Here is an 11,822-nt window from a genome sequence, read left to right as displayed (position 1 = left end):
CTTGTAGAGGTCCGCGATCTCCTGGGCTGGCGCATCGAGGTCGTTGGTGAGAAGGCGGATGAACTTGCCGGTGGCAATGCGCACGGTGATCTCGCGCACTGGATCGGTGAAGGGATTGCATCGCGAGCGGGCCATGCGCTGTGGCAGGAGGCCGATGCGGTCGCTCAGGATGCTGCCGTCCTTGGATATAGGCTGCTCAGCTGTCACCTGGAGATGGGTGTGGCTCTTCAGGCGCGAGACAAAGCGGCAGCCATTGGCGTCGAGTTCGGCCCACCAGGCGAAGTCGTAGTAAGCCAGATCAAACACATAGGTCATTCCCGGTTCGAGGGGCATCGCCTTGGCCGGGGTAATGTCATTGATCCTCTGACCTGCGAAGGCCGCCGCGAGCGGGGCATCGACGCGGGGGTCGAAGACGATGTGCAACTTGATGGCACGTGCGCCTTTGACCGTGTCCACCCATCCACAGCTGAGCGAGGACAGTTGCACCCGCGTGGCATCGAGGATGCGCACCGCATCGGCCAACTGCCGGCGCGCGGGACGACCGGCGACGGCAGCCATGTGAGCAAACAGCTCGGCGAACAGACTTGCCGGCCGCTTGGCATTGGCATCGGCCAGCGTCGTCCGCGCTACCGGATGCCCGCCCACATGATAGAGCCGGGCCGAGTGGCTCATCAGCCCCGCCTCGATCTCACGAAGGCTTGTTGCCCCAGACAGTTGTCCGAACAACAGCGCCAGGAATTGGCTCTTGCTCGTCAACCGCCGCACCCTGTGATTGGCTTTGTGCTTGTCCACAAGCCGATCGAACACGCCCCACGGAACGTGCTTCAGAAGTGCATGGAAAACGCTATTGTGATGCCGCATGACATTGATCTCCTGCTCGTGTCTCAAACGCCGCGAAACGTCTGAAATCGAGTAGAATCAATGTCATGCGCTATGTCCACCCAGTTTAACCGGACAGCAGTGGGTCAAGCCCGAGGATGACGAAGGCGTGGGTGGGCTTCCAGTCAATCGCCAGCGTTGCCCTTGACGATGACCTCTCTCGATTTCGCCGCCTCAAAAATAAAACGGCCCGCTTTTCAGCGGGCCGTTGGTCGTTGAAATCAGGAGCCTGATCACTGGGCCGGTGCGGGGGCCGGAGCCGGTGCGGGCGCTGGAGCCGGGGCTGGCGCGGGTGCCGGTTCAGCCGGAGCAGGCGCTGGTGCGGGAGCCGGTTCGGCGGGCTTCATCGGTTCAGCTGGTGCCGGGGCAGGCGCCGGTGTGCTGGCGGCCGGCGGTTCGGCAGGCGCGGGCGCCTCGCCACGTCTTCCAAAAACATAATAGGCGACAATGGCCAGGATAAGAACGACAAGGGCAATCAGCCAGCCGCTTCCGCCGCCGCCCGTCTTGGGCGTGGGGTTCGGAGTGGTGAACGGGTCGTTTGGATTCGCCATAAAAGTGTCCTCCGTGGATGAAAGATATCAATCAACACACATCAACGCGCAATCGTTGAACAGGTTTCACATAAGGCCCGAAAGCGCCGAAAGCAGGGCAATTTGCGCCTGAAATCGTTTAGCTGCAAGCATTTAACCAGCGAATTCCACTGAGATCGAGCCAAACAACACCTTTCGACCGTCCTTGAACGATATGGGCCAGGCGTTATCCGCTGATGATTCGGGCAAGGCTTGGAGGAGGTATTGGCAAGCCAGCCTGCAACTCAACCGTGCAAATCAGCCGATGGCGGTCATGGCGGAGCCGGCCGGATCGTGCGTCTGCGGAACAGACAGCCTGTCGGCGCCGGTCCGAACCGGGATTTCGGCCTGCATTCTGCCGGCGGCAAGCAGTGCGACGGCGAGGAAAGACAGGAAAAACAGGACGTTGAGCGCGACAAGCAGCTTCAGCGACCCGAGAGCCGTGCGATCAGCGATGGCGATGGCATGTTTCATGCCTCATTTTTAGGCGCAAAAAAGCAGCGAAACAGTTAACCGGCGCTGCAAAATTGTCCGGACATTGGAACCGGTCATGCTCTTGGATGCGCGGACTCGTAAATTTCGAGCAGCCTTGCCGTGTCGACGCCGGTATAGACTTGGGTCGTGGACAGGCTGGCATGGCCAAGCAGTTCCTGGATAGTGCGCAGGTCGCCGCCGCGCCCGAGCAGATGCGTGGCGAAGGAATGGCGCAAGGCATGCGGCGTCGCGGTGTCAGGCAAATTGAGAGCAGAGCGCAGTTTCGCCATGTCACGCTGAACGATGGCCGGGTTGAGCGGGCCGCCACGGGCGCCGCGAAACAGAAGGCCCTTGGGGTCGATGTCGAAGGGGCAGAGCCGGCGGTATTCGGCGACGGCCCGCAATGCCACAGGCAGCACCGGCACCAGCCGCGTCTTGCCTCCCTTGCCAGTGATGCGCAGCACCGTGTCGTTGGATGAGGCCAGCTCAGCACCCGACAGGCCAAGCGCCTCGGAAATGCGCAGGCCCGAACCATAGAGCAGCGTCAGCACGGCGGCGTTGCGGGCGGCGATCCAGGGTTCCTCGGCCAGCTGGCCTTCCACCGACACGACATGTTTGGCATCGCTAGCCGTCAGCGGCTTGGGCAGCGACTTCGGCTGCCGTGGCGCGCGCAATGCCGCTGCGCCCGCGGCATTGACGAGGCCGCGCCGCTCCAGAAAGCGCAGCAGCGAACGGATGCCGGCCAGGCCGCGTCCGAGCGTGCGGGCGCCGGCCCCGGCGTTGCGGCGGGCGGCGAGAAAGCCGCGCAGATCGGCCGGACGCAGATTGGCGATGTCGGAAATGCCCGGCGAACCGCCGCAATGGCCGGTCAGGAAATGCAGGAACTGGCGCGTGTCGCGCTCGTAGGCTTCCACCGTTTCGGGCGACAGCCGGCGTTCGCGCGCCAGCATCTTCAGCCAGCTCTCACGCGCCGCCTGAAGATCGGGCTTCGCCGGGATGAGGAATTCCTGCATGGTTTTCTTCCAACTCCGGATCATTTTCCGGCAGCCGGGTTAGCAAGCGGTGAAGAGGCCGTCATTGAAATGACAATCGGGGAGGGTTAGAGCAGCACAAAGGATGTTTCCGCCGATGAGCAAGCCGCAAAACCCCGTCCAGATGGCCGTGATCGGCGCCGCCCATGGCATCAAGGGCGAATTGCGCGTCAAGACCTTCACCGGCGAGCCGCTGGCGCTGGCCGATTACGGGCCGCTCTACGCCAAGGACGGGCGTGCCTTTCAGATCATCGACATCAGGCCCGCCAACACCGTCGTCGTGGTACGCTTCAGGGGCGTCAATGACCGCAATGCCGCCGAGGCGCTCGCCGGCACGGAACTGTTCGTCGACCGCTCGATGTTGCCCGACGATGGCGAGGAGGACGAGTTCTACCACGCCGACCTTGTCGGGCTCGAGGTTCGGGACGACAGCGGTGTCATCGGCAAGGTCGTGGCCGTGCACAATTTCGGCGGCGGCGACATTCTCGACGTGACACTGGGTGGGCGCAAAGGCGTGCTGATCCCGTTCACGCAGGCCGCCGTTCCCGACGTGTCGATCACCGAGGGTTTTATCCGCGTCGATCCGGCAGCCGCCGGCCTCGTGGACGATGAGGATAGCGAGGCTCCCGGCCGCGAGGGTTTCGATCCGAAGGGCAGGCCGCGCGGGCCCAGGGATGCCGGGGGCAACCGGTGAGCTTTCACGCCTCGGTGCTGACGCTCTATCCCGAGATGTTTCCAGGTGGGCTCGGCCTGTCGCTGGCCGGCCGGGCGCTGGAGACTGGCACATGGGAGCTGGAAGCGATCCAGATCCGCGATTTCGCCAGCGACCGTCACCGCACCGTCGACGACACACCGGCTGGTGGCGGCGCCGGCATGGTGATGCGCGCCGACGTTCTGGCCAAGGCGATTGACCATGCCTCGCCGCCGGGCGATCCGCGGCCACGACTGCTGATGAGTCCGCGTGGAAAACCGTTGACGCAGTCCCGCGTGCGCGAACTGGCTGCCGGGCCGGGCGCCGTCATTGTCTGTGGCCGCTTCGAAGGCGTCGACCAGCGGGTGATCGAGGCGCGTGGACTGGAAGAGGTCTCGGTCGGCGACTTCATCCTGTCCGGCGGTGAGCCGGCAGCCCTTGTGCTGCTCGACGCCGTGGTGCGGCTTTTGCCCGGCGTGATGGGCAATGCGGTGTCGGGCGAGGAAGAGAGTTTCGAGAACGGACTGCTCGAACATCCGCATTATACAAGACCGCAGGAGTTCGAGGGCCGGCAAATCCCCGAGGTTTTGATCTCCGGCAATCACAAGAAGATCGCCGCCTGGCGGCGTGCGGAAGCGGAGAAGTTGACGCAAGAGCGGCGGCCGGATCTGTCAGGCGCGCTGTCTCAACCCTTGGCGAAGTAGTAGAAGGCGAGAAAGAGGCCGACGGCGACGACGAAGCCGCGCACGACATTTTGCGGCACGCGCTTGGCGATCCAGACGCCGGCATAGCCGCCCAACGCGCCGCCCGGGATCATGACGATCGCCTGCGGCCAGGCGACGACGCCGCCGGAGACGAAGACCGCGATGGCGATCGCCGCGATGACCATGGCCAGCATGTTCTTCAGCGCGTTCAGGCGGTGATAATCGCCGGATTGGGTGAGGCCGAGCGTCGCCAGCATCATGACGCCCATGCCGGCGCCGAAGAAGCCGCCATAGACCGCGGTCGCAAATTGAGCGAGCGAGCCAACCAGCGAGCCCACCGACGCTTCATGGTCAGGCTTCGGCGACGGCTTCAGCCATGGCCCGGCGGCGAACAGAGCGGTTGCTGCCAGCAGCAGCCAGGGCACCAGAGCGCGGAACGACGGATTGTCGAGCGCCAGCAGGATGAGCGCGCCGGCCAGAGCGCCGAAAGCCGAGATCACGCAAAGCAGCAACGCGCCGCGCCAGAAATGCCTGATGTCGTCCGAATAGGCGAGCGTCGAGGTGATGTAGCCGGGAAACTGTGTCACCGAAGAGGTGGCGTTGGCGACGATCGGCGGCAGGCCGACCAATGTCATGGCGCCAAAGGTGATGAAGGTGCCACCGCCGGCGACCGCGTTGGCGGCGCCTGAAGTAAAGCCCGCGAGAAAGAGCAGGATTGCGTCGAAAACAGACATCAGGATACCGCCGGAGACCTATGCTTGCCCCGGGATTAGGAAGCTTGAAGGGTGGGCGCAACCCCGCAGCAGGCGATTGCGTGATGGCATGCGACCAAAAAAGACAGGGCCAAGGCGTGACAAGTGCGCGAAATAGCTGTATGTGCCCGCCCGAACCGGAAGAAAAATCTGCCAAGAGCGATCTTCTGGCCCGTCAACAATGACGGTGTAGTCGCCCCTGCCCAATGTCCCGAAGACAGATGTCTCGGAGACAAAGGGCATAGCCGAGCGGTCAATGGAACTGCAAGGCGAGTGTCGGACGCTCTGACTGTCGGAAGAACAAGAAGTGGACTTTTAGAGATGGATATTCTCCGTCAGCTCGAGGCCGAACAGGCCGCCAAGATCGAAGCCAAGCGCAAGCTTCCCGAATTCCAGCCCGGCGACACCGTGCGCGTCCAGGTCCGTGTGACCGAAGGCACCCGCACCCGCGTCCAGGCCTATGAGGGCGTCGTCATCGCCCGTTCCGGCGCCGGCTTCCAGGAAAACTTCACCGTCCGCAAGATTTCTTACGGCGAAGGTGTGGAGCGCGTGTTCCCGGTGTTCTCGCCGATGGTCGAGGGCGTCGAGATCGTGCGTCGCGGCAAGGTGCGCCGCGCCAAGCTCTATTATCTGCGCGACCGTCGCGGCAAGTCGGCCCGCATTTCGGAAAACACCGGCGTGCGCGCCCGCAAGCTGAATGACGAGGAGCGCGACGCGCTGAACGCCGAGAAGGCGCGCATCGAGGCCGAGAAGGTAGCCGCCGCCCAGGCGCTGGCCGCCGAGAAGGCAGCGCAGGATGCCGCCGAGAAGAAGGCCGCCGCAGAGGCTGAGGCCGCCAAGGCCGCGGAAGCAGCTACGGCCGAATAATTTTCTCGACACGCATGTTTTCGGAAGGCGGCTTCGGCCGCCTTTTTCGTTTCGGGCGGAATAGCGAAGGCTTCCAGCCAAGAATCGCTCAGTTCCTTGCCAAGCCCGATAGTGCTCACGTCGGCAGATCGCACACCTTGGAGACTGGCCGAAACACCTATCCCTTCGTCGTCATCCTGGGGCGGAGCAAGCAGCGAAGCGACGCGGCGCAGACCCCAGGATCCATGCCGTAACTTCGAAGTGTCGCAACGGTGCAGAATTCTGCTCCGATGCACTTTTCGGCTGAGGTAACGGCATGGATCCCAGGGTCTCCGCGACGGAGCTTCGCTCCTGCTTCGCCCAGGGATGACGAAGTTGGGAGGCTTCGTCCAATCCCAAACGTTTGCGACGATTCACTCAAACAACCGAGGAATCAGAAAGATATTGACGGTATACATATCGTGTACTAAATGATCGTGTACAAGATAAATGGAGAAACGAAATGCCTGCACTTTATTCCACGCAAGCCCGCGCCGTCGGCGGCCGCGCCGGCCATGTCCAGACCAACGATGGCCTGCTCAGCGTCGACCTCGCTCTGCCGAAGGAGCTTGGCGGCAAGGGCGGCGCCACCAATCCGGAGCAGCTCTTCGCCGCGGGCTATGCAGCTTGCTTTGAAAGCGCCATGCGCTTCATCGCCGGCAAGCAGAAACTGCCACTGAGCGATGTCGCGGTGACGGCCAATGTCAGCCTCCACGACAACGGCCAGGGCGGCTTCGCGCTCGGCGTGGCCCTGGCGGCGGAGACGAAAGGTCTTGATCAGGCGGCCGCGGAAGCGCTTGTATCGGCGGCGCATCAGATTTGCCCCTATTCCAACGCCATCAAGGGCAATGTCGAGGTGGCGCTTTCGGCAGTGGCGCTTCCGCCAAAGGCAGCATGACGACAAAAACCACAACCGGACCCAGGCAAGCCCCGGCTGTATCGGCCGGGGTGGCAAGGCTCGACCAGCAGCTTTGCTTCGCGCTCTATTCGGCGAGCGGGCTGATGACGAAGCTGTACCGCCCGCTGCTCGATCCGCTCGGCCTGACCTACCCGCAATACCTCGCCATGCTGGTGATCTGGGAAAAGGCGCCGCGCACGGTGGGCGAACTTGGCGAGGTGCTCGGCCTCGATTCGGCGACGCTGACGCCGCTGCTCAAGCGGCTTGAGGCGAGCGGCCTGGTCACACGCCGGCGCGATACCGCCGACGAGCGCCGGGTGCTGGTCGAGGCGACGGCGAAGGGCCAGGCATTGCGCGAGCAGGCGAAAAGCGTGCCCATTGCCCTGGCCTGCCAGTTGCCGCTCGAGCCTGGCGAGTTGAAATCCCTGCACGGCACCTTGACCCGGTTCGTCGGTGGACTGCGCAAGGCGACCGCAACTCCGCCGGGCGGCGATTGATCGCCAACCACCGCACGGATTGTTCTGGAATTTCTCAGTTGAGAAGCAACGGAATCCGTTTTCCTGACGCGGCGCGCATCGGGCCAGCTTGCAAGGCGCTTGCGGAAAGCTAAAGTCGGCGCTTCCTGCAAGCCCCGACCGTGCCGGGGCGCTTCAAGTCCTGGGAGCGTGTCATGACCAAATCGAAACTGCTGCTGGCCGGTCTGCTGGCCCTTATTCTGGCGCCTGTCGCCGCTATCGCGCAGACGCTGCCCGATCTTGGCGGCAAGAAGGTGGTGGTGGTGACGGAAAACGCCTATCCGCCGTTGCAGTTCATCGATGCCAAGACCGGCAAGCAGATCGGCTGGGAATATGACGCGATGAACGAGATCGCCAAGCGGCTGAATTTTTCCGTCGAGTACCAGAATACCTCCTGGGACGCGATGATTCAGGCGGTTTCCGACAATCAGTACAACATCGGCATGACCGGCATCACCATCAAGGACGACCGCAAGCAGAAGGTCGACTTCTCCGACCCCTATATGCGCTCGGAACAGTTCATGCTGGTGCGCGGCGACGAGAAGCGCTTCACCGACGCCAAGACGTTCGGCGCCTTCAAGGAGGGGCTGGTCGGCGCGCAGGCAGGCACCACGCCATTCTACACCGCCGTCTACAGCGTGCTCGACGGCAATGAGCAGAACCCGCGCATCAAACTGTTCGAGACGTTTGGCGCGACAGTGCAGGCGCTGAAGTCGGGTGACGTCGATGTTGTGCTCACCGACGGCACCGCGGGGAAGGGCTATGTCGATGCCTCCAATGGCGGACTGAAGCTGATCGGTGGACCGCTCGGCACCGAGGATTTCGGCTTCATCTTCCCCAAGGGCTCCGATCTGGTGAAACCGGTCAACGCCGCGATCGCAGCACTCAAGGCCGACGGAACGCTCGATGCGCTCAATAAGAAATGGTTCCTTGACTACAAGATGGGACAGTAGGGCGATCTTGACGGGGGTGCGTTTTGGGTCGCAGAAATTCGCGCAGACTTCGCGCTTGAGCGCCCCCCTCTGTCCTGCCGGACATCTCCCCCACGAGGGGGGAGATCGGCTGTCATCATGGCTTTCGCCAATTTTCAAGGCTGCAAGAGGAGCGCCGTCGCTGAAGCTGCCGATCTCCCCCCTCGTGGGGGAGATGCCCGGCAGGGCAGAGGGGGGCGCCGTAGAGTGCTGTGTCCGCGATATCCATCCGGCCAGCATCGCCGCCTGATGGCATCGTCTTCCACCAAAACCGATTTCCCCTGGTGGCTTGCCGCGGCGATCGTGCTCGCCGTCGCAGCCGCCCTCTTCATTGCCGCCAGCGACCTCTACGCCCAGGTATTCGCTACAGTCGCCAAGGGCATCGGCATCACCGTCTTCGTCACCGTCGTGGCCTTCGCGCTGGCTTCGGCCATCGGGCTCGGCATTGCCCTGATGGGATTGTCCAACTCGCGGTGGCTGCGCCAGGTCGCCCGCTTCTATGTCGAGATCATCCGCGGCGTGCCGATCCTGGTGCTCTTGTTCTGGATCGCCTTTGCCGGCGCGCCAGCCTTTGTCGCGGCGTGGAACGCGCTCACCGCGCCGCTGCAAAGCGCCGGCCTGTTCGGTGAACTGCTGGTGCGCGACGTGTCGCTGTTGTGGCGCGCCATCATGGCGCTGACCATCGGCTACTCCGCCTTCATCTCGGAAGTGTTCCGCGCCGGCATCCAGGCGGTCGAGAAGGGTCAGATCGAGGCGGCGAAGGCACTCGGATTGACGCGCACGCAGCGTTTCCGCCTGATCGTGTTTCCGCAGGCGATCCGCACCATCCTGCCGCCGCTCGGCAATGATTTCGTCGCCATGGTCAAGGATTCCTCGCTGGTCTCGGTGCTCGGCGTCGCCGACATCACCCAGATGGGCAAGATCTACGCCGCCGGCTCGTTCCGCTTCTTCGAGACCTATTCGATCGTTGCCTATATCTACCTCATCCTGACCGTCGGCCTGTCGCTGGCGCTGCGGGCGCTGGAAAAACGGCTGCGCCGCCAGCACGGGGAATAGAAGGCAGGCGAAGACGGCGCTACATCAGGGGAAGCCATAATGCGAGAGAATTCCATGAACATCGACAAGGCCAATGCCGCGCTGGATTCGGTCTATGCCGCCGAGACGCCGGAAGCGCTGGCGCAGGCCTATGCCGCCTGGGCGGCGACCTATGACAGCGAGACCGCCTCGCTCGGTTATCTCCTGCCGTTCCTGATCGCCGCCTGGGTGGCGCGCCATGTGTCGGCAGGCGAAGGGCCGCTGCTCGACGCCGGCTGCGGCACCGGCCTGTCGGGACCGTCGCTGAGGGCGTTGGGTTATGATGACATTGCCGGACTCGACCTCTCCGACGATATGCTGAAGATCGCCGGCAGCCGGCAGGCCTACAGCGAGTTGAAACAGGCGATGCTCGGCGGGCCGCTGCCCTGGCCAGATGGGTATTTCCGCGGATTCTTCTCAACCGGCGTGTTCACCATCAGCCATGCGCCGGCCTCCGGCCTGCACGAATTGGTGCGCATCACCAAAAAGGGCGGCCACGCGATCTTCACCGTGCGCGACCAGGTTTTTGCGAGCGGCGGCTTCCAGGCGGTGTTCGATGAGCTTACGCAGGCGAAGAAATGGCGGCCGGTTGAGGAAAGCCCGTGGTTCCGCTGTTATGCCATCGCCGAGCCCGAGGCGCTGGTCAAGACGTTTGTCTTCGAGGTGCTCTAAGGGGACAAGCTTGGCGCCAGTTCCTCGCCCCCGCGGAGCGGGGGAGAGGAACCCAGGTCCTGCTCCGCCACCCGCCAATTGCCGAAAAGCCAAAACATTGATATGAGCCACGCCATGGAAGAGCTTTTTGGCGATCCGGCCTACAAGGGCTTCGTGCTGCAGGACAGAAAACGCCTGCCGTCGCGATTCTCCGCGCGCGTTTCTGGTGCGCTGACCAGCCGACTTCGCTGAACCGTTTTTCGCCGGGCCGGCCCGGCGCCTGCCCCTCCCATTTTCATATCGACGGATTTACGCAAATGAGCGCACCGCGCACCCTCTACGACAAGATATTCGACGACCATGTCGTCGACCGCCAGGACGACGGCACCTGCCTGCTCTATATCGACCGCCATCTCGTCCATGAAGTGACCAGCCCGCAGGCTTTCGAAGGCCTGCGCATGAGCGGCAGAAAAGTCCGGCATCCGGAAAAGACGCTGGCCGTGGTCGATCACAATGTGTCGACCTCGCCGGAGCGCAAGTTCGGCATCAAGAACGAGGAAAGCCGCATCCAGGTCGAGGCGCTGGCCAAGAACGCCAAGGATTTCGGTGTCGAGTATTATTCCGAGAACGATGTCCGCCAGGGCATCGTCCACATCATCGGCCCCGAGCAGGGCTTCACGCTGCCCGGCATGACCATCGTCTGCGGCGACAGCCACACCTCGACGCATGGCGCCTTCGGCGCGCTGGCGCATGGCATCGGCACCTCGGAAGTCGAGCATGTGCTGGCCACCCAGACGCTGATCCAGCGCAAGGCCAAGAACATGCTGGTGCGCGTCGACGGCCAGCTGCCGGAAGGCGTCACCGCCAAGGACATCATCCTGGCGATCATCGGCGAGATCGGCACCGCCGGCGGCACCGGCTATGTCATCGAATATGCCGGCGAGGCGATCCGCGCGCTGTCGATGGAAGGCCGCATGACGATCTGCAACATGTCGATCGAGGGCGGCGCGCGCGCTGGCCTGATCGCGGCGGACGAGACAACCTTCGCCTATGTCAAGGACAAGCCGCGCGCGCCCAAGGGCGCGGCCTGGGATGCGGCGCTCGCCTATTGGAAGACGCTGCAGTCCGACGAGGGCGCGCATTTCGACAAGGTGATCGTGCTCGACGCGGCCAAACTGCCGCCGATTGTCTCCTGGGGCTCCTCGCCCGAGGATGTCGTGTCGGTGCAAGGCATCGTGCCGAACCCGGACGACATCACCGACGAGAACAAGCGCACCTCAAAGCAGCGCGCGCTCGACTATATGGGGCTGACGCCGGGAACGAAGATCACCGACATCTCGCTCGACCGCGTCTTCATCGGCTCCTGCACCAATGGCCGCATCGAGGATCTGCGCGCGGTCGCCAAGGTGGTCGAAGGCAAGAAGGTGAGCCCGCATGTCGATGCCATGATCGTGCCGGGTTCCGGGCTGGTCAAGGAACAGGCGGAGGCCGAGGGTCTCGACAAGATCTTTGTCGCCGCCGGCTTTGACTGGCGCGAGCCAGGCTGCTCTATGTGCCTTGCCATGAACGACGACCGGCTGAAGCCACATGAACGCTGCGCCTCGACCTCGAATCGCAATTTCGAGGGCCGCCAGGGCTTCAAGGGCCGCACCCATCTGGTGTCGCCGGCGATGGCCGCGGCGGCGGCGATCGCCGGTCACTTCGTCGACATTCGTGAGTGGAAATAGA

13 protein-coding genes are annotated in these 11,822 nt (G+C 63.4%); 9 read left to right on the top strand and 4 right to left on the bottom strand.

Translation table 11 applies throughout. The features are described from left to right. The 3 genes from OHD62_RS16495 to OHD62_RS16485 all read right to left on the bottom strand — a co-directional run. The coding region (locus tag OHD62_RS16495) for an IS4 family transposase (RefSeq protein ID WP_263783836.1) at positions 1-861 on the bottom strand (861 nt) is incomplete at its 3' end. Between the two features lie 845 nt (positions 862-1,706). After that, positions 1,707-1,922, bottom strand: coding sequence for a hypothetical protein (locus OHD62_RS16490; RefSeq protein ID WP_263783835.1), 216 nt, complete (start codon positions 1,920-1,922; stop codon positions 1,707-1,709). Positions 1,923-1,996: 74 nt separating this feature from the next. Then, entirely contained in the window at positions 1,997-2,935 is a 939-nt protein-coding gene (locus OHD62_RS16485; protein ID WP_263783834.1) for a tyrosine recombinase XerC, read from the bottom strand. A gap of 115 nt (positions 2,936-3,050) precedes the next feature. On the opposite strand from OHD62_RS16485, the gene rimM reads away from it, so the two are divergent. Continuing rightward, complete coding sequence (gene rimM / locus OHD62_RS16480) at positions 3,051-3,647, top strand: ribosome maturation factor RimM (RefSeq protein ID WP_263783833.1); 597 nt, start codon at positions 3,051-3,053, stop codon at positions 3,645-3,647. After that, the gene (gene trmD / locus OHD62_RS16475) at positions 3,644-4,348 is read left to right on the top strand and encodes a tRNA (guanosine(37)-N1)-methyltransferase TrmD (RefSeq protein ID WP_263783832.1); all 705 of its coding nucleotides are present in this window, start codon (positions 3,644-3,646) and stop codon (positions 4,346-4,348) included. Before rimM ends, trmD begins: the two co-directional genes overlap by 4 nt. On the opposite strand, the gene OHD62_RS16470 is transcribed toward trmD, so the two are convergent. Beyond that, positions 4,330-5,082, bottom strand: a complete 753-nt coding sequence (locus tag OHD62_RS16470) for a sulfite exporter TauE/SafE family protein (protein ID WP_263783831.1) — start codon at positions 5,080-5,082, stop codon at positions 4,330-4,332. The genes trmD and OHD62_RS16470 overlap by 19 nt on opposite strands. A gap of 339 nt (positions 5,083-5,421) precedes the next feature. On the opposite strand from OHD62_RS16470, the gene rplS reads away from it, so the two are divergent. From rplS to leuC, 7 genes are all read left to right on the top strand, one after another. After that, complete coding sequence (gene rplS / locus OHD62_RS16465) at positions 5,422-5,967, top strand: 50S ribosomal protein L19 (RefSeq protein WP_263783830.1); 546 nt, start codon at positions 5,422-5,424, stop codon at positions 5,965-5,967. 481 nt (positions 5,968-6,448) lie between these two features. Continuing rightward, positions 6,449-6,883, top strand: coding sequence for an organic hydroperoxide resistance protein (locus OHD62_RS16460; protein ID WP_263783829.1), 435 nt, complete (start codon positions 6,449-6,451; stop codon positions 6,881-6,883). Then, positions 6,880-7,380 (top strand): MarR family winged helix-turn-helix transcriptional regulator, encoded by a 501-nt coding sequence (locus OHD62_RS16455; RefSeq protein ID WP_263783828.1) that lies wholly within the window; start codon positions 6,880-6,882, stop codon positions 7,378-7,380. Before OHD62_RS16460 ends, OHD62_RS16455 begins: the two co-directional genes overlap by 4 nt. Positions 7,381-7,553: 173 nt before the next feature. Further along, entirely contained in the window at positions 7,554-8,351 is a 798-nt protein-coding gene (locus tag OHD62_RS16450) for a transporter substrate-binding domain-containing protein (RefSeq protein WP_263783827.1), read from the top strand. A 267-nt stretch (positions 8,352-8,618) separates the two neighbouring features. Continuing rightward, positions 8,619-9,425, top strand: coding sequence for an amino acid ABC transporter permease (locus tag OHD62_RS16445; RefSeq protein WP_412177377.1), 807 nt, complete (start codon positions 8,619-8,621; stop codon positions 9,423-9,425). Positions 9,426-9,479: 54 nt separating this feature from the next. After that, positions 9,480-10,115: a class I SAM-dependent DNA methyltransferase gene (locus tag OHD62_RS16440; RefSeq protein ID WP_263783826.1), complete on the top strand. Its 636-nt coding sequence runs from the start codon at positions 9,480-9,482 to the stop codon at positions 10,113-10,115. Between the two features lie 296 nt (positions 10,116-10,411). Beyond that, on the top strand, positions 10,412-11,821 hold the full coding sequence (gene leuC, locus OHD62_RS16435) for a 3-isopropylmalate dehydratase large subunit (protein ID WP_263783825.1): 1,410 nt from the start codon (positions 10,412-10,414) through the stop codon (positions 11,819-11,821). The last annotated feature ends 1 nt before the right edge of the window (position 11,822 follow it).

It is taken from the genome of Mesorhizobium sp. YC-39 (assembly GCF_025753795.1).
In the GTDB taxonomy this organism is placed as follows: domain Bacteria; phylum Pseudomonadota; class Alphaproteobacteria; order Rhizobiales; family Rhizobiaceae; genus Mesorhizobium.
This window is presented reverse-complemented; position numbering and strand designations above follow the sequence as displayed.